We start from the raw sequence: 16376 nt of genomic DNA on the forward strand, positions 1-16376 counted from the left end.
CGTCCGCCCCGGCGGAGGCGGCCCTTCCCGCGGTATCAGCTCCGCGCGGTGTTGATGACCATGGTCGAGGCGACGATGCCCCGAGTCAGCGCGTCGGCCGTTAGGGACTCAGGCGTCGGCCAGATCATCCGCCCGTTCACCTCGACGAAACGGCCATGGTGGACGGCCATGTAGCCGCCGACGCTGGCCATGTAGATGACCCGGGCCAAACGTTCCGTGGGGGCTGGTTCGGCCGGCGGCTGCCCGCTGCCGCCCTGGATCACGCGCCAGGATTGCGGCCGGCCGTGGCCCATTCCGCGGTTCTTTTCGCTGTTCATGCCGGTGTCGTGCATCGCATTGGTCGTTTGCCAAGCAGGCCGCCCGCTCGCCCGTGTGATCGAAGCCATGGCACGCCTCCACACTCGAATTGTGGGTATCGTGGCATCGATCATTTCTGGCCGTCCATAAGCCGATGCGCGTATCGGACAAAAGATAGAAGTCTAAGAATTGCCGTGTTGCAGAAGCCAAACACAGCCTGCACGTCCTTCGCGTCCGGCAACATTTGCGTCATCTAGGAAATGTTTTTTGCACCAGCGACATGGGAATGGGGCCGGTGCCGGCGCGCGGGAAGGGACGGATTCCATCGTCCGACGGGCAAAGCTTTTGACTTCGGTCAATGCCGGGTGGCAAGTCGGCAACGATCATGCCATCTTCACAAGGTGCTAGGCCAAGGTGCCAGGTCAGATGACTTATTGGACCACCGGCCGAGCCCCAGCCTTCCCGGACGACCGTGAACGGACACGCGCGATGGACTACGAGAGCTTCTTCCGCAACCAGATCGGCACCCTCAAGCAGGACGGCCGCTATCGGGTTTTCGCCAACCTGGAGCGCCACGCGGGGAGCTTTCCGAAGGCGACGTTCCGCGACGACGCCGGTCGCGAGCGCGAGGTGACGGTCTGGTGCTCCAACGACTATCTCGGCATGGGCCAGAACCCGGTGGTGCTGCAGGCCATGCACGAGGCGATCGACGGGGTCGGCGCCGGCGCCGGCGGCACGCGCAACATCTCCGGCACCAACGTCTACCACGTGCTGCTGGAGCGCGAGCTGGCCGACCTCCATGCCAAAGAGGCGGCGCTGCTGTTCACGTCGGGCTACGTGTCGAACGACGCGACGCTGGGCACGCTGGGCAAGCTGCTGCCGAACTGCGTGATCCTGTCGGACGCGCTGAACCACAACTCGATGATCACCGGCATCCGCAACAGTGGGGCCGAGAAGCACATCTTCCGCCACAACGACCCCAAGCACCTGGACGAACTGCTGTCGCAGATCGCGCCGGGCCGGCCCAAGGTCGTGGCCTTCGAGAGCGTCTATTCCATGGACGGTGACGTCGCCCCCATCCACGACCTCTGCGACGTCGCGGAGAAGCACGGGGCGATGACCTACCTGGACGAGGTGCACGCGGTCGGCATGTACGGCCCGCGCGGCGCCGGCGTGGCGGAGCGCGACGGCGCCATGGACCGGCTGACCATCATCGAGGGCACGCTGGGCAAGGCTTTCGGCGTGCAGGGCGGCTACATCACCGGGTCGACCGCGCTGGTCGACTGCATCCGCAGCTTCGCCGCCGGCTTCATCTTCTCCACCTCGCTGTCGCCGGTGCTGGCCGCCGGTGCGCTCGCCAGCATCCGCTACCTGAAGCGGAGCCAGGTGGAGCGCGACCGCCACCAGGAGCGCGCGGCCACGCTGAAGCGCCTGCTGGGCGACGCCGGCCTGCCGGTGATGCCGTCGGCCAGCCACATCGTCCCGGTGATGGTGGGCGACGCCCACCGCTGCAAGCGCGCGTCGGACGAACTGATGGAGCGGCACGACATCTATGTGCAGCCCATCAACTACCCGACCGTGCCGCGCGGGGCGGAGCGCCTGCGCTTCACCCCGACCCCGCTGCACAGCGACGCCGACATGGAGCGCCTGGTCGAGGCCATGCTCGACGTGTGGAGCCGCCTGGACCTGCGGCTGGCGGCGTAAGGTCCGGGCGCTGGGCCCCCACCCTAGCCCTCCCCCACTTCGCGGGGGAGGGAACTCCGCTGCCCGTCCATAAAGCCCTCCCCCGCCGAAGATGGGGGCGCAGAGCCGACGGCCGAAGGCCGGATGAGCGCCGAAGGCGATCATAGGCGGCGCGCGGTCGCGAGGCTTGCGAGCGACCGTGGTTAGGGTGGGGGCCCAGCGCAACCACTCCCCAATCAACCAACCCTACTTGCCCGGATCCGGCTTCGGGTTGTTCTTCGCGTCGTCGGCCCGCTTGATCGGGGTGCGGCCGCCGGGGTCGGTCTTCATGCTGCGGTCGAGCGTCGGCTGGCCCGCCGACGGCGGCTGCTCCGCGGTCTGCGGGCGTTTGCGGCTTTCGTCCGTCAGGGTTTCGCCCGGCTTGGCGTTGGTGGCCGTGCTGTCGCCGCGCTTGGCGTCGGGCTGCATGGCGTCGCCCCGAGTCGGCGTCGACGGATCGGCCGGGCGGGCGAGGCGGTTGCCGGACGGCTGGCCGGACTGCTCGCCCACGCCCTTCTCGCCCTGCCCGTAGCTGCGGCCGGGATCGTCGGTGTCCTGGGGCGTGGCCCTCTGCATCGGCCCCTTCTGCGTCTCCAGCTGTCCCTGGCTCTGCGCCAGCGCGGCCGGCGATGCTGCCAGCACCAGCACGGCGGCGATTGCGGCAAGTTTGGTCACGATTGCGTTTCCCCTGGTTGATCACATCCCATCGTTCCCCGACCAACAGGAGGTCCACCGCCGCCGTTCCTTCCCACGATGTTCCATATGAGCACCCTCAGCGCACTGGACTTGGCGTGCCCTCCGCCTTACGTTGGAGGGTGGCGGCTGCCGAACGTCGGCGACGCCCACCCATCAACGCCCAGGGGGTCGCCATGTACCGTGACAACTCGCTGATGCCGAAGGAGGCCGTGCGCCTCGCCGTCCTGGGCACGCTGATCCAGGATGGTCCGAAGCGCTACGCCGAGCTCGCCGGAGCGCTCCGCCATTTCCTGGACCGCATCGTCGGGCCGTCGCTCGACCTGATGGGCACCTCGCTGGAGATGCTGCGCTACGAGGGGCTGGTCGAGGCCCTGGACGGCACCGGCATGGAGGACAACGCCCTGCTCGGCGCCACCGCCGCCGGCCGGACGGAGTTCGACACGCTGATGCGCGCCAACGTCCGCGCGCCGTCCGCCGACGGGCTGAACAAGCTGGTCATCGCGCTGAAGCTGCGCTTCCTGCATCTGCTGGATGCCGAGGCGCAGCGCGACCAGATCGACCACCTCGCGTCCCTGTGCGAGACGGAGCTGGCGCGGCTGGGCGACCTGAAACGGGCCAGCGCCGGCACCGAGGGCCACTTCGACGCGTGGCTCGACCTGGACATTGCCCAGGCCGAGGAGCGGCTCGCCTGGTTCAACGCGCTGCTGGCGCGCCTGTAACGATCCCCACACCCAAACGGCTATGACGAAACGGCGCGGCGTTTTGGCCGCGTCATACGCGAGCGTTTGTTTCGCGTTCGGGTTCTGGTGTAACTTTGGGATTGCAAGACCGCCCCAGAGTCCCAACCCGGAAACGAGCCATGGCCGCCAACCTGTCGCCCGACGATCTTGAAGACCGCCTGCGCCTCGAATTCATCGACGACGCCCGCGACCGGCTGGAGGTGATGAACGCCGCCATCGACGGCGTCCGCAAGGGCACGCGCGCCCACCCAGACGCCATCGGCGTGCTGCGGCTGGAGGCACACAACTTCAAGGGCATGGGGACCAGCTTCGGCTACCCGACGGTCAGCCTGGTGGCGCACCGGCTGGAGGATTACCTGGCCGGGCTGAAGGAGCTGGACCTGCGGCAGCTGTCCGATTCGCAGACCTTCGTGGACCGCATCGCCGAGCTGGTCGACCGCGCCGAGCAGCCGATGGTCGCGGAGACCAACCGGATCATCCGCGCCCTGCCCGTGCGCTACCAGTTCGAGATCACCGACGTGGAGGTCCGCGACGTCGAGATCATGCTGGTCACCCCGTCCAAGGTCGTGTCCAAGAAAGTGGGAACGGAACTGGCGGCCTGCGGCTTCCGCACCGTGACGGTCGGCGACCCCATCGAGTCGATCAGCCTCGCCGTGCGCGTGCCGCCGGACATGGTGATCGCGTCGATGGTGATGGACGGCCTGTCGGGCCTGGACCTGATCCGCGGCCTGCGCGCCATGAGCGTCACCCGCGACGTGCCGATGGCGCTCCTGACCTCGCTCCAGCTCGACAACCCGGCGCTGAAGGAAATCCCGCACGGCGTGTCGGTCATCCGCGTCGGCGAGCATTTCGGCGAGGACTTCGCGGCGGTGGTGGCGAAGCACAACCTCGGTTGAGGGGTGGTTGGATTCTCGGGGGCAACAGGGGCTTCACGGATTGCGCGGATTTGAAGCACGGATTACACGGATTTCGTTATTGCTTGCTCAGTACGGGCCTATCGAGAAGCCGCGACCCGCCAAGCATCAAAGAAAATCCGTATAATCCGTGCTTAAATCCGTGAAATCCGTGGAAACCCTGTTGTCCCCCAACGGGCAACCACGCCCATCAATACAGATGCTGACCGCCGGTGATGAACATCTCCGTCCCGGTGACGTAGCCCGAATCCGGGCCGCACAGGTAGAAGATCACCGACGCGACGTCCTCCGGCGTGCCCATGCGCTTCAGGGGGATGCGCGGGATCAGCACGTCGTATTCGGGGCCGGTCATGGAGGTCTCGATCTCGCCCGGCGCCACGGCGTTGACGCGCACGCCGATCTCCGCAAACTCCACGGCCATCTCGCGGGTCAGGCCCGACAGCGCCGCCTTGGAGGTGGAATAGGCGGAGCCCGCGAAGGGGTGCACCGAATGCCCGGCGATGGAGGTCACGTTGACGATCGCCCCCTTGGCCCGCGACAGCGGGGCCGCGAAGCCGCGGGCGAGCACCAGGGGCGCGAAGAAGTTCAGCTCGAACACCCGGTGCCAGCCCTCGATGGCGCCGTTCAGGCAGCCGAGGCGCTCCTTGATCGGCGTCTTGGGCGAGATGCCGGCGTTGTTGACCAGCGCGTGCAGCGGCTCCCCGTCCAGCGCGCGGTTGGCCTCCTCCACGAAGCGGGCGCGGCTGTCCGGGTCGGACAGGTCGGTCGCGATGTGGTGGGTCCAGTTGGGATCCCGGCGGCAATGGTCCGGCACCTCCTCGCGCGAGCAGGAGATGACGCGCCAGCCCTCGGCGCTGAAGCGCTGCACGGTGGCGTGGCCGATGCCCCGGCTCGCGCCGGTGAGAATGACGGTTTTACGGTGCGGCATGGCGCATACGATAGCGCGCTTCGCCGCAGGGCGCCAGCGGGGCCATTCGTCATCAGCATTGCGGCGGTTGACGGCCACGGTTGACGGCTGTCCGGTCACGCCCAACCTTCAGGCCAGACCATTCATCAGGTCGTGGTCATGAATCGAGGAGGGTTGGTCACGTGCTGTCCCGTCTGATCGCCGCGATTCTGGTCGCCGGCACGGCCGCCCTGCCCTCCTCCGGCCGCGCGGCCGCCCCGGCGGGGTCCGACCTGCCGCCCGCCGCCTGCGTCAAGCCCGGCGGCTGGTCGGACGCCCAGGCCCGCCCCATGGACACCGGCGACCTGCTGCGCCGCGCCGCCGACGCGCCGGTCGTCCTGCTGGGGGAGCGGCACGACAGCGCCGACCACCACCGCTGGCAGCTGCACACGCTGATTGCGCTCTACACCATGAACCCGAACCTCGCCATCGGGCTGGAGATGCTGCCGCGCAGCGCCCAGCCGGCGCTCGACCGCTGGACCGCCGGCACGATCACCGAGGCCGAGCTGCTGAAGGAGACCAACTGGCGCAAGGCCTGGGGCTACGACGCGCAGTTCTACCTGCCCATCCTGAACTTCGCGCGGATGAACCGGCTGCCGCTGGTCGCGCTGAACGTGGAGCGCGGGCTGGTCACCCGCACCGCGCGGGAGGGCTGGGCGGCCATCCCCCCGCCCGACCGCCAGGGCGTCGGCAACCCGGCGCCGCCCAGTTCCGCCTACGTGAAGCGCCTGCGCGAGGCCATGGACTCCCATGGCCCAGGCGAGCGCAGCGCCGACAGCTTCCAGCGCTTCGTCGAGGCGCAGTCGGTCTGGGACCGCGCCATGGCGGAGCGCATCGCCGAGACGCGCCGCGACACCAACCGCAGCGTGGTCGCCATCCTCGGCATGGGCCATGTGGAGGGGCACGACGGCGTGCCGTACCAGCTGGCCGACCTCGGCATCGGCAATTCCCTCGTCCTGCTGCCCTGGGACCCCGAGCGGCCCTGCGACGCGCTGGACGGGCGGATCGCCGACGCGGTCTACGGCCTGCGCGACGCCGACCCGTCCGACGCCGACGAGCCGCCCCGCCCGCGCCTGGGCGTGATGCTGGAACCCGGCAACGGCGGCCCCCAGGTGCGGTCGGTGATGGACGGCAGCGTCGCCGCCGCCGCGGGCCTCGCCCCCGGGGACATAGTGGTCGCGGCGGCCGGCACGCCGGTGCGCGACGCCTCCGACCTGACCGCGGTGGTGCAGCGCCAAGCGCCCGGGACCTGGCTGCCCCTGACGATCAAGCGCGACCAGGGCACCAAGGAACTGGTGGCGAAGTTCCCGGTGGAACAGCAGCCGTAGGTTGGGTGGAGGCGCAGCCGCAACCCAACAAGCGCACCTGTTGGGTTGCGCTGACGCTCCACCCAACCTACGGGGCTACGGGGCACGCTTTGTCAGAGCATCCGCTCCCACTGCGCCAGAACGTCGGGGGCGGGGTTGACGGCGGGGGCGTAGTCGGTGCGGCCGAGGCGTGCCTGATGCTCGCGCAGGGCCCAGTGCACCGTCGGGAAGGCCAGATCGCCCCAGGGGATTTCGTCCCAGCGGAACAGGCCGACCTCCTGGCTTTCCGGGCCGGCGGAGACGTCCGGCGACAGCAGGCGGGCGCGGAAGATCATCTGCACCTGGCTGATGCGCGGGATGTCGTAGACGGCGAGCAGCGAGTCGATCTCGATTCGCGCCCGCGCCTCCTCCCACGCCTCGCGGGCCGCACCCTCCATGGTGCTCTCGCGCTCCTCCATGAAGCCGGCGGGCAGGGTCCAGAAGCCCTTGCGCGGCTCGATGGCGCGGCGGCACAGCAGGATGCGGTCCTCCCACACCGCCACCGACCCCACGACGATCAGCGGGTTCTGATAGGCGATGTAGCCGCAGTCGGGACACATCAGCCGCTCGCGGTCTTCACCGGCGGGGATGGCGCGGACGCGGGGGCCCTGGGGAGCGGTCGGAGGGGTCGGATCGGACATGCGTCGGATATGGCGCGAACGGGCAAGCGGGGCAAGCCCGCCGATGGTCGCGCCTTACAGCCGCCATACACAGCCCCCATACACGGCCGCGCTTACGTTCATCACACGTTCCCTTTCGCGTTTCGTTCCGGCCGGGCTTCCTGTAGGCTGCCGCGGGAGAAGGAAGGGTTTTGGGGGCCGGATCGGTGACGTCCATGCAGTTCGCGTTCGACGGGGCGTCGGTGGCGCTCGGGCTCCTGCTGGGGGCCGTGCTCGCCGGGGCGGCCGTGCGGCTGTTCGCCGCGCGGACGGAGGCCGAGGCCAACGCCCTCCACGCCGAGCTGATCACCCGCCTCGACATGGCCGAGCGGATCGAGGACGACCTGCGCGAGGAGGTGGAGGCGCGCGACCACCAGATCGCCCGGCTGAACGGCGAGCTGGCGGCATCGCGCGAGCGATCGGCCGAACTGTCCACCACGCTCGCCAAGGAGCGCGCCGCGTCGGCGGAGAAGCTGGCCCTGCTGGAGCGGGCGCAGGCGACACTGTCCGACAGCTTCAAGGCCCTGTCGGCGGAGGCGCTGCGCTCCAACAACCAGAGCTTCCTCGACCTCGCCAAGGAGACGCTGGCGACCTTCCAGGAGCAGGCCAAAGGCGACCTGGAGAAGCGGCAGGCGGCCATCTCCGACATCGTCGCCCCGGTGCGCCAGTCGCTGGAGAAGATGGACGGCCAGATCCAGGAGATGGAGCGCACCCGCGCCGGCGCCTACGAGGGGCTGAAGCAGCAGGTGCTGTCGATGCTGGACACGCAGGCGCAGCTGCGCGCGGAGACCGGCAATCTCGTCCGCGCCCTGCGCACGCCGGTGGCGCGCGGGCGCTGGGGCGAAATCCAGCTGCGCCGGGTCTGCGAGATGGCCGGGATGCTCGACCACTGCGACTTCGTGGAGCAGGCGACCGTCGACAGCGTGGCCGGCAAGCTGCGCCCCGACCTCGTGGTGAAGCTGCCAGGCGGGAAGACCATCGTGGTGGACGCCAAGACCCCGCTGGAAGGCTATCTCGACGGGGTGCAGGCCGACAGCGACGGCGCGCGGCACGACGGCCTGTCGCGCCACGCCCGCCACGTGCGGGAGCACATGAAGCAGCTGGGCGCCAAGGCCTATTGGGACCAGTTCGAGGACACGCCGGAGTTCGTCGTGCTGTTCCTGCCCGGCGAGAACTTCTTCTCCGCGGCGCTGGAGCACGACCCGGCGCTGATCGAGGCGGGCATCGACCACCGGGTGATCCTGGCCACCCCGACGACGCTGATCGCGCTGCTGCGCGCCGTCGCCTACGGCTGGCGGCAGGAGCGGCTGGCCGACAACGCGCGGGAGATCAGCGGCCTGGGCGCCGAACTCTACAAGCGCCTGCACGACCTGGGCGGCCACATGGAGCGTCTGGGCCTGCAGCTGGAAAAGGCCGTCGGCTGCTACAACGGCGCCGTCGGCAGCCTGGAATCCCGCGTGCTGGTCAGCGCCCGCCGCTTCCGCGACCTGCACGTCACGCCGGACGGCGCAGAGGACATACCCCTGCTGGAACCGCTGGACCACGCCCCCCGCCAGCTTCAGGCACCGGAGCTGCGCGCAAAAGTGGGAACGTAAGGGAGAGTCCCGCAACCGTCTTTTGCCTTGCAAACGCGGAGGGCGGTTCCAACATCCCTGATGTCATTCTGCTTCGGACTGCCGGCCTGCTACGCCTTCGGGTGCCCAGATCGTCGCTATGCCTGGACACAGTCTGATGCGTCGCACCGGTCGATGCGGCGCCACTCATTCCATGGGGGACAAACCATGCCCGTTGGCACCGTCAAGTGGTTCAACAGCACCAAGGGTTACGGATTCATTCAGCCGGACAACGGCGGCGCGGACGTGTTCGTCCACATCTCCGCCGTCGAGCGCGCCGGCCTCCGCAGCCTGAACGAGGGCCAGAAGGTTTCCTACGAGGAACAGCGCGACCCGAAGCGCGGCAAGACCTCGGCGGAGAACCTGAAGGCCGTCTAAGCGACCTCATGTCGCGCGTCTGAAGGGGCACCGGGCGACCGGTGCCCCTTTCCGTTGCGCGCCTGTTTTCCCGTCACCCGATTTCGGAGTTTTCCACATGGCCAAGGTCAAGAAGAAGCAGCAGGCGGACAACGGCTTCGTCCTGTTCGACGTGTTCTACGAGGACGGCGCCCGCACCTCCAACCGCAAGGTCCCCAGCGCGCTGGTCGGCGGCCTGGACGGCGACGAGCCGGCCCGCGCCTTCCTTGAGGAGCAGGACAACAAGATCGCCGAAATGTCCGGCAACCCCCGCGGCCCCATCAAGACCATCACCCGGTCGGCGGTGTGATCCGCAGCTCCGGCGGGCTGTTTGCAGAGGGGGTGTCGGCGTTCCTTGACCTGACGGCCCGCCCTCCATATTTTGGAATTTTGTAACTCACCCCTTGCACCGTTGCCGAGTCCCCATGGCCGTTCTGGATATCCTCGTCGCCCCGCACCCGGTCCTGAAGCAGAAGGCGAAGCCCGTCGAGAAGGTCGACGCGCGCGTCGCCAAGCTGATGGACGACATGGTCGAGACCATGTACGCCGCGAAGGGCATCGGCCTCGCCGCCCCGCAGATCGGCGTGCTGGAGCGCGTCATCGTCGTGGACGTGCACGAAAAGGATGAGGAGCCGAACCCGATCCGGCTCGCCAACCCGGAGATCGTCTGGAAGTCGGACGAGACCTCCGTCTGCGAGGAAGGCTGCCTGTCCGTGCCCGACCAGTTCGCCGAGGTGACCCGCCCCTCCGCGATCCGCGTCCGCTACCTCGACGAAAAGAACGAGGTGCGCGAGATGGAGGCCGACGGCATGCTGGCCACCTGCATCCAGCACGAGATCGACCACCTGAACGGCGTGCTGTTCGTGGATTACCTGTCGATGCTGAAGCGCAACATGATCCTGCGCAAGGTGCAGAAGATGCAGCGCGCGGGCGCCTGACCGACCTCTTTCCTGGACTGCCTTCCCATGCCCAAGCTTCGCCTCGTCTTCATGGGCACGCCGGACTTCGCCGTGCCCAGCCTGCGCGCGCTGGTCGAGGCCGGGCATGAGGTCGCCTGCGTCTACAGCCAACCGCCCCGGCCCGCCGGGCGCGGCCAGCAGGTGCAGAAGTCCCCGGTCCACCGCTTCGCCGAGGAACACGGCATCCCCGTGCGCACGCCGAAGTCGCTGCGCAACGCGGAGGCCCAGGCGGAGTTCGCCGACCTGAAGGCCGACGCCGCGGTGGTCGCCGCCTATGGCCTGATCCTGCCGCAGCCTATCCTGGACGCGCCGCGTCTGGGCTGCCTGAACGTGCACGGATCGTTGCTGCCGCGCTGGCGCGGGGCGGCGCCCATCCAGCGCTCCCTTCTGGCCGGCGACGCGGAGACCGGCATCACCATCATGCAGATGGACATCGGGCTGGACACCGGCGCCATGCTGCTGAAGGATTCCGTGCCGATCACGGGCGCGACCACCGCCAGCACCCTGCACGACGACCTCGCCGCCATGGGCGCGCGGCTGATCGTGGAGGCGCTGGACGGCCTTGCCGCCGGGCGCCTGACCGCCGTGCCGCAGCCCGACGACGGCGTGACCTACGCCGCCAAGCTGACCCGCGAGGACGGCCGACTCGACTGGACGCGCGACGCCGCCTATGTGGAGCGGCAGGTGCGCGCCCTGACCCCCTGGCCCGGCTGCTGGTTCGACATCAAGGGCGAGCGCATCAAGGTGCTGAAGGCGGAGCCCGCGCCGGAGGCCAGGCGCGCCACCCCCGGCACCCTTCTGGACGACCGGCTGACCATCGCCTGCGCCGACGGCGCCGTCCGCCTGACGCTGGTGCAGCGTCCGGGCAAGGCGCCGGTGGACGGCGCCGCCTTCCTGCGCGGCTTCGCGCTCCCGGTTGGGACTGTTCTCGAAAACGCCGCATGCAGCGCTGGAAACTGACCGTCGAGTATGACGGCCGGCCCTTCGTCGGCTGGCAGCGCCAGGACAACGGCCCCTCCGTCCAGCAATCGCTGGAGGAGGCGATCGAGCGCCTGTCCGGCGAGACCGTGCGCGTCCACACCTCCGGCCGCACGGACGCGGGCGTGCACGGGCTGGGGCAGGTCTGCCACTTCGACCTGGACAAGCCCTTCACCGGGCTGAAGCTGCGCGACGCGTTGAACTTCCACCTGAAGCCCGCCCCCATCGCCGTGCTGCTGGCCGAGGCGGTGCCGGAGGACTTCCACGCCCGCATGACCTGCCTGGGGCGCAGCTACGTCTACCGCATCGTCAACCGCCGCGCCCCGCTGACGCTGGACGCCGGTCGCGCCTGGCACGTCATGCGCCCGCTCGACGCCGAGGCGATGCACGACGCGGCGCAGGTTCTGGTCGGGCGCCACGACTTCAGCAGCTTCCGCGCCTCGCTCTGCCAGGCGAACTCCCCGGTCAAGACGCTGGAGCGGCTGGCGGTGGAGCGGGTCGGCGAGGAGGTGCGCGTGCACGCGGCGGCCCGCTCCTTCCTGCACCACCAGGTGCGCAACATGGTCGGCACGCTGGAGCTGGTCGGCGCCGGCAAATGGACGGCCGACGACCTGCGCCGGGCGCTGGAGGCGCGCGACCGCTCCGCCGCCGGCCCGACCGCCCCGCCGGACGGGCTGTATTTCGTCGCCGCCCGGTACTGACACGCGTCTGTTTTCCCGATAGATTCTTGGGGCAACGAACAACCGGCCGGTAGCCGCAAGCCTTGCCCCGCCCTGCCCTGCCGTCTTTCGCTCTGCTCGCCTGTGTCCTGCTGCTGCTGACCGGCTGCGGTGTGGACAGCGAGCAGGCGGCGCTGTGCCGGAAGCTGATCCCGGCCTTCGACTCCGGCCCGATCACCCAGGTCGACGCGGCGGAGACCTCCGGCGACGAGCCCTCCGTCCGGCTAACCTACCAAGCCGACGGCGTGGTGCACTGGATCGACTGCCGCTTCGGCGGCCGCTTCTTCGACGAGCGCCGGCACGAGCTGGTGGCGGTGGCGACCGACCGAACCGGAACGCTGACGGACACGCAGTTCACCATGCTCCGCGTCTGGGCCCGCCTGCCCTACGCCCGCATCGGCCTGCCGCCGGACAGCACGGCACCGCGGCCCGCCGCCGGGCCAAGGGACTGGGGGCCGCTGCTGTTCTTCCTGCAGCAGGTGATCAACGCCGCCACGGTGGCCTGCGTCTACGGCCTGCTGGCGCTCGGCTACACGCTGGTCTACGGCATCCTCGGCCAGATCAACCTCGCCATGGGGGAGCTGACGATGATCGGCGCCATGGTGACCGCCATGGGGGTGGCGGCGCTGGGCATGGCGGGGCTGGGCAGCATGCCGTTGGCGGTGCTGGGGGTGCTCGCCACCGTGATGGCCTTCACCGCCGTGCAGGGCTGGACCATGGACAAGCTGGTCTTCCAGCGCCTGCGCCGCGTGCACAGCCACACGCCGCTGATCGCCGCGGTGGGGCTGTCCGTCGCCTACCAGGAGGGAATGCGGCTGCTGCACGGCGCCCGCGACTGGTGGCCCGCCCCGATCCTGGCCGACCGGCACGAGTTGTTCAGCGACGGCACCTTTACGGTCACCGCGCTGACCTCGCAGGGGGTGATCCTGCTGATGACCGCGGGGCTCTACGCGCTGCTGTGGGCGATCATGCAGCGCACCGCCTTTGGCCGCGCCCACCGCGCCTGCGCCGACGACGTGGAGGCGGCGGAGCTGGTCGGGGTGGACGTGGACCGCACGGTGTCCACCACCTTCGCCGTCGGCGGCGCGCTGGCCGCAGCGGCGGGGGCGGTGATCGCGCTCTATTACGGCGGGGTGAACTTCTATACGGGCTATCTGGTGGGCTTCAAGGCGCTGGCCGCCGCGGTGGTGGGCGGCATCGGCTCCGTCCCCGGGGCCATGCTGGGCGGCGCGCTGCTGGGGCTGGTGGAGACCTTCTGGTCGGCCTATTTCGCCATCGCCTACAAGGACATCGTGGCCTTCGGCCTGCTCACCCTGTTCCTGATCTACCGCCCGCACGGCCTGCTGGGCAAGGACCGAAGCCGGGGGGATTGAGCGTCACGGCCGTAGGTTGGGTGGAGCGCCAGCGCAACCCAACACACGCGGCGTAGCGAACCTTGTTGGGTTGCGCTGGCGCTTCACCCAACCTACGCCCGAACAGCAAGGGGGAGGCCGATGGCCTCCCCCGCGTGTCGATGCCGGTACGGATGCGACGCTTACAGGCTGCGCACGTCCGTCAGGTAACCGGTCAGCGCCGCCGCCGCGGCCATGGCCGGGCTGACGAGGTGGGTGCGGCCGCCGCGGCCCTGGCGGCCTTCGAAGTTGCGGTTGGAGGTGGAGGCGCTGCGCTCGCCCGGCGACAGGCGGTCGGCGTTCATCGCCAGGCACATGGAACAGCCGGGCTCGCGCCACTCGAAGCCAGCCGCGGTGAAGATCTTGTCCAGACCCTCCTCCTCCGCCTGCTCCTTGACGAGGCCGGAGCCGGGGACGACCAGCGCGCGCACGCCGTCCGCCACCTTGCGGCCCTCGGCGATCACCGCGGCGGCGCGCAGGTCCTCGATGCGGCCGTTGGTGCAGGAGCCGATGAAGACGGTGTCCACCTTCACCTCGGTCAGCTTCTGGCCGGGCGTCAGGCCCATGTAGGCCAGCGAGCGTTCCACGGCGGCGCGCTTGCCGGCGTCGGCCACGTCGGCCGGGTTCGGCACGGTCGCGGTGATCGGCAGCACGTCCTCCGGGCTGGTGCCCCAGGTGACCTGCGGGACGATGTCGGCGGCGTTCAGCACGACGGTCTTGTCGTAGACGGCACCCTCGTCCGACGGCAGCGTCTTCCAATACTCCACCGCCTGCTCCCAGGCGCCGGCCTTCGGGGCGAGCGCGCGGCCCTTCACATACTCGAAGGTCTTCTCGTCCGGGGCGATCAGGCCGGCGCGGGCGCCGCCCTCGATGGCCATGTTGCAGACGGTCATGCGGCCTTCCATGGACAGGCCGCGGATCGCCTCGCCGGCGAACTCGATGACGTGGCCGGTGCCGCCGGCGGTGCCGATCTTGCCGATGATCGCCAGCACGATGTCCTTGGCGGTCACGCCCGCCGGCAGTTCGCCGTCGACGCGAACCAGCATGTTCTTGGCCGGCTTCTGCAGCAGGGTCTGGGTGGCCAGCACATGCTCCACCTCCGACGTGCCGATGCCGAAGGCCAGCGCGCCGAACGCGCCGTGGGTGGCGGTGTGGCTGTCGCCGCAGACGATGGTCGTGCCCGGCAGCGTGAAGCCCTGCTCCGGCCCGACGATGTGCACGATGCCCTGGCGGACGTCGTCCATGGGGAAGTAGCGGATGCCGAAGTCGCGCGCGTTCTTGTCCAGCGTCTCGACCTGGATGCGGCTCTCCTCCTCCTCGATCCCCTTGGAGCGGTCGGTGGTCGGCACGTTGTGGTCCGGCACGGCGAGCGTGGCCTCCGGGCGGCGCACCTGACGTCCGGCAAGGCGCAGCCCCTCGAACGCCTGCGGGCTGGTCACTTCATGGACCAGATGGCGGTCGATGTAGAGGATGCAGGTGCCGTCGTCCTGGCGGTGGACGACATGGCTGTCCCAAATCTTGTCGAACAGGGTGCGCGGCTTGGACATAGCAATTCTCTCTTGCGGCAATTCTCTCTCGCGGACCACTGACCGGACGAACGAAGCGTGCGGTAAGAGGGCCGCACAATAGCGATCTCTTACCGTCAGGACAAGCCGCGGCTGCGCGGCGTTCCGCGTGGCCGCGTGGCTGGAACCGTCCCCGCCCCTTGTGCTAGCGTCCGGTCCCGTCCCCAACGCATGAAGGGTCTTCCCGTGACGGACCGCACTGTCCGCTGTGAGCGCTGCGACACGTCCTACACCGCCGACCTGCCCGGCTGCCCAAACTGCCGGCGCATCCGCCAGACCAACATCGCCATCGCCACCACGCTGATCCTGCTGGTGGTCCTGGCCATCGCGGGCTGGTTCGGCGTGCAGGTCCTGACCGGATTTTCCCTATGAAGACGCTTTGACGCCCATCTCGCCGGATTGAAGGAACGCGCGGCAGCCGTCGCACGAACGCAACCCTCCCCCGTCGCCGTCCGCCCTAGGATGCGGCAAAACAAGAGGCGGGAGGGACATTCATGGCCGATCAGGCCGTGCCGAGCAGCGCGCAGGGTCGCAGACCCGAAGTTACAGGCCCCGGCGCGGTGGTCTACATGCAGCTTGCGGGAATCGTGCTGTTCTGGGGCGCCAACTGGCCCCTGATGAAGACGGCCCTGTCCGACATCGGGCCGCTGACCTTCTGCGCCATCCGCCTGGTCGGCGCCGCCGCGGTGCTGGCCGTGCTGTCGCGGCTGCTGAAGTTCCCGCTGCTGCCCAAGCGGGGGGAGCGCTGGCCGCTCGCCCTCGTCGGGCTGTTGCAGGTCGCGGCCATGATGGACTTCAGCGCCGTGGGCCTGCGGGTCGTGCCGCCGGGACGGGCCTCGGTCCTCGCCTACACCATGCAGATGTGGGCACTGCCGCTGGGCGTGCTGCTGGCGGGGGAGCGCTTCACCGGCCAGCGCGTGGCCGGCGCCCTGCTGGCCTTCGGCGGGGTGCTGGTCTTCTTCAACCCGGCGCTGGTCGACTGGAGCGACGGGGCGGCGCTGGTCGGCAACGGATTGCTGCTGACCTGCGCCTTCTGCTGGGCGCTGGGGGCGACGCTCTACCGCCGCCGCGCGGGCGGCTGGCGGACGCCCTTCTGGACGCAGACCTTCTGGCAGATCGCGGTCAGCGGGTTGGCGACGGCGCCGCTGGCGCTGGCGGCGGAGAACGCGCGGCCGATCCACTGGACGCCGGCGCTGGGCACCGTGCTGGCCTTCAACTGGCTGGTCGCCACGGGGCTCTGCTATTGGTGGTGGTCGAAGTCGCTGACGGCGATGCCCGCGGCGCAGGCCGGGCAGATCGTCTGCCTCGTCCCCATCACCGCGCTGGTGCTGAGCGCCCTGTTCATGGGCGAGCCGTTGAGCGTCGGCGTGCTGGCGGCGGTCGCGCTGATCGGGGCCGGCATCGTCACCACCATGCGGGCCCCGCGTTAAAGGTT

18 protein-coding genes are annotated in these 16376 nt (G+C 69.5%); 13 read left to right on the plus strand and 5 right to left on the minus strand.

All coding sequences use genetic code 11. The features are described 5' to 3' along the window. Nucleotides 1-35 precede the first annotated feature (35 nt). Nucleotides 36-386: a hypothetical protein gene (locus J2851_RS14070; protein WP_209766918.1), complete on the minus strand. Its 351-nt coding sequence runs from the start codon at nucleotides 384-386 to the stop codon at nucleotides 36-38. A 400-nt stretch (nucleotides 387-786) separates the two neighbouring features. Here J2851_RS14070 and hemA point away from each other — a divergent pair, with 400 nt between their 5' ends. Further along, nucleotides 787-2001 (plus strand): 5-aminolevulinate synthase, encoded by a 1215-nt coding sequence (hemA, locus tag J2851_RS14075; protein WP_209766919.1) that lies wholly within the window; start codon nucleotides 787-789, stop codon nucleotides 1999-2001. A 225-nt stretch (nucleotides 2002-2226) separates the two neighbouring features. Here the strand turns inward: hemA and J2851_RS14080 are convergent, their stop codons facing one another. Beyond that, nucleotides 2227-2694: a hypothetical protein gene (locus J2851_RS14080; RefSeq protein ID WP_209766920.1), complete on the minus strand. Its 468-nt coding sequence runs from the start codon at nucleotides 2692-2694 to the stop codon at nucleotides 2227-2229. 194 nt (nucleotides 2695-2888) lie between these two features. Between J2851_RS14080 and J2851_RS14085 the strand changes: the two genes are divergently transcribed. Both J2851_RS14085 and J2851_RS14090 read left to right on the plus strand, forming a co-directional pair. Then, nucleotides 2889-3434: a hypothetical protein gene (locus J2851_RS14085; RefSeq protein ID WP_209766921.1), complete on the plus strand. Its 546-nt coding sequence runs from the start codon at nucleotides 2889-2891 to the stop codon at nucleotides 3432-3434. Between the two features lie 140 nt (nucleotides 3435-3574). Then, nucleotides 3575-4351 carry an Hpt domain-containing protein gene (locus J2851_RS14090; RefSeq protein ID WP_209766922.1) on the plus strand — a complete coding sequence of 259 codons (777 nt, stop codon included), beginning with the start codon at nucleotides 3575-3577 and terminating at the stop codon, nucleotides 4349-4351. Between the two features lie 208 nt (nucleotides 4352-4559). On the opposite strand, the gene J2851_RS14095 is transcribed toward J2851_RS14090, so the two are convergent. Beyond that, entirely contained in the window at nucleotides 4560-5297 is a 738-nt protein-coding gene (locus J2851_RS14095) for an SDR family NAD(P)-dependent oxidoreductase (protein ID WP_209766923.1), read from the minus strand. Between the two features lie 161 nt (nucleotides 5298-5458). On the opposite strand from J2851_RS14095, the gene J2851_RS14100 reads away from it, so the two are divergent. Next, on the plus strand, nucleotides 5459-6643 hold the full coding sequence (locus J2851_RS14100; RefSeq protein ID WP_307419569.1) for a ChaN family lipoprotein: 1185 nt from the start codon (nucleotides 5459-5461) through the stop codon (nucleotides 6641-6643). A 92-nt stretch (nucleotides 6644-6735) separates the two neighbouring features. On the opposite strand, the gene J2851_RS14105 is transcribed toward J2851_RS14100, so the two are convergent. Then, complete coding sequence (locus J2851_RS14105) at nucleotides 6736-7302, minus strand: NUDIX hydrolase (protein ID WP_209766924.1); 567 nt, start codon at nucleotides 7300-7302, stop codon at nucleotides 6736-6738. A gap of 194 nt (nucleotides 7303-7496) precedes the next feature. On the opposite strand from J2851_RS14105, the gene J2851_RS14110 reads away from it, so the two are divergent. The 7 genes from J2851_RS14110 to J2851_RS14140 all read left to right on the plus strand — a co-directional run bounded on the left by J2851_RS14110 (nucleotide 7497) and on the right by J2851_RS14140 (nucleotide 13358). Next, nucleotides 7497-8915, plus strand: a complete 1419-nt coding sequence (locus tag J2851_RS14110; RefSeq protein ID WP_209766925.1) for a DNA recombination protein RmuC — start codon at nucleotides 7497-7499, stop codon at nucleotides 8913-8915. Nucleotides 8916-9101: 186 nt separating this feature from the next. Next, nucleotides 9102-9311, plus strand: a complete 210-nt coding sequence (locus J2851_RS14115) for a cold-shock protein (RefSeq protein WP_014239340.1) — start codon at nucleotides 9102-9104, stop codon at nucleotides 9309-9311. Between the two features lie 97 nt (nucleotides 9312-9408). Beyond that, nucleotides 9409-9639 carry a hypothetical protein gene (locus J2851_RS14120; RefSeq protein WP_209766926.1) on the plus strand — a complete coding sequence of 77 codons (231 nt, stop codon included), beginning with the start codon at nucleotides 9409-9411 and terminating at the stop codon, nucleotides 9637-9639. Nucleotides 9640-9754: 115 nt separating this feature from the next. Then, nucleotides 9755-10267: a peptide deformylase gene (gene def, locus J2851_RS14125; RefSeq protein ID WP_209766927.1), complete on the plus strand. Its 513-nt coding sequence runs from the start codon at nucleotides 9755-9757 to the stop codon at nucleotides 10265-10267. A 27-nt stretch (nucleotides 10268-10294) separates the two neighbouring features. Beyond that, nucleotides 10295-11248: a methionyl-tRNA formyltransferase gene (gene fmt / locus J2851_RS14130; protein ID WP_209766928.1), complete on the plus strand. Its 954-nt coding sequence runs from the start codon at nucleotides 10295-10297 to the stop codon at nucleotides 11246-11248. Next, entirely contained in the window at nucleotides 11230-11967 is a 738-nt protein-coding gene (truA, locus tag J2851_RS14135) for a tRNA pseudouridine(38-40) synthase TruA (RefSeq protein WP_209766929.1), read from the plus strand. Before fmt ends, truA begins: the two co-directional genes overlap by 19 nt. A 62-nt stretch (nucleotides 11968-12029) precedes the next feature. Continuing rightward, nucleotides 12030-13358, plus strand: a complete 1329-nt coding sequence (locus J2851_RS14140) for a branched-chain amino acid ABC transporter permease (protein WP_246500649.1) — start codon at nucleotides 12030-12032, stop codon at nucleotides 13356-13358. A gap of 161 nt (nucleotides 13359-13519) precedes the next feature. On the opposite strand, the gene leuC is transcribed toward J2851_RS14140, so the two are convergent. Next, entirely contained in the window at nucleotides 13520-14923 is a 1404-nt protein-coding gene (leuC, locus tag J2851_RS14145) for a 3-isopropylmalate dehydratase large subunit (protein WP_209766930.1), read from the minus strand. Between the two features lie 204 nt (nucleotides 14924-15127). Here leuC and J2851_RS14150 point away from each other — a divergent pair, with 204 nt between their 5' ends. After that, nucleotides 15128-15313 (plus strand): hypothetical protein, encoded by a 186-nt coding sequence (locus J2851_RS14150; protein ID WP_209766931.1) that lies wholly within the window; start codon nucleotides 15128-15130, stop codon nucleotides 15311-15313. A 122-nt stretch (nucleotides 15314-15435) separates the two neighbouring features. Beyond that, on the plus strand, nucleotides 15436-16371 hold the full coding sequence (locus J2851_RS14155; RefSeq protein WP_209766932.1) for a DMT family transporter: 936 nt from the start codon (nucleotides 15436-15438) through the stop codon (nucleotides 16369-16371). The last annotated feature ends 5 nt before the right edge of the window (nucleotides 16372-16376 follow it).

The organism is Azospirillum rugosum, from assembly GCF_017876155.1.
Classification (GTDB): domain Bacteria; phylum Pseudomonadota; class Alphaproteobacteria; order Azospirillales; family Azospirillaceae; genus Azospirillum; species Azospirillum rugosum.

Bases quoted from the DNA above. Each gene is read 5' to 3' on its own strand.
- J2851_RS14070 (WP_209766918.1), bottom strand. From the start codon at position 386: ATGGCTTCGATCACACGGGCGAGCGGGCGGCCTGCTTGGCAAACGACC.
- hemA (WP_209766919.1), top strand. From the start codon at position 787: ATGGACTACGAGAGCTTCTTCCGCAACCAGATCGGCACCCTCAAGCAG.
- J2851_RS14085 (WP_209766921.1), top strand. From the start codon at position 2,889: ATGTACCGTGACAACTCGCTGATGCCGAAGGAGGCCGTGCGCCTCGCC.
- J2851_RS14090 (WP_209766922.1), top strand. From the start codon at position 3,575: ATGGCCGCCAACCTGTCGCCCGACGATCTTGAAGACCGCCTGCGCCTC.
- J2851_RS14095 (WP_209766923.1), bottom strand. From the start codon at position 5,297: ATGCCGCACCGTAAAACCGTCATTCTCACCGGCGCGAGCCGGGGCATC.
- J2851_RS14105 (WP_209766924.1), bottom strand. From the start codon at position 7,302: ATGTCCGATCCGACCCCTCCGACCGCTCCCCAGGGCCCCCGCGTCCGC.
- J2851_RS14110 (WP_209766925.1), top strand. From the start codon at position 7,497: ATGCAGTTCGCGTTCGACGGGGCGTCGGTGGCGCTCGGGCTCCTGCTG.
- J2851_RS14115 (WP_014239340.1), top strand. From the start codon at position 9,102: ATGCCCGTTGGCACCGTCAAGTGGTTCAACAGCACCAAGGGTTACGGA.
- J2851_RS14120 (WP_209766926.1), top strand. From the start codon at position 9,409: ATGGCCAAGGTCAAGAAGAAGCAGCAGGCGGACAACGGCTTCGTCCTG.
- def (WP_209766927.1), top strand. From the start codon at position 9,755: ATGGCCGTTCTGGATATCCTCGTCGCCCCGCACCCGGTCCTGAAGCAG.
- fmt (WP_209766928.1), top strand. From the start codon at position 10,295: ATGCCCAAGCTTCGCCTCGTCTTCATGGGCACGCCGGACTTCGCCGTG.
- truA (WP_209766929.1), top strand. From the start codon at position 11,230: ATGCAGCGCTGGAAACTGACCGTCGAGTATGACGGCCGGCCCTTCGTC.
- leuC (WP_209766930.1), bottom strand. From the start codon at position 14,923: ATGTCCAAGCCGCGCACCCTGTTCGACAAGATTTGGGACAGCCATGTC.
- J2851_RS14155 (WP_209766932.1), top strand. From the start codon at position 15,436: ATGGCCGATCAGGCCGTGCCGAGCAGCGCGCAGGGTCGCAGACCCGAA.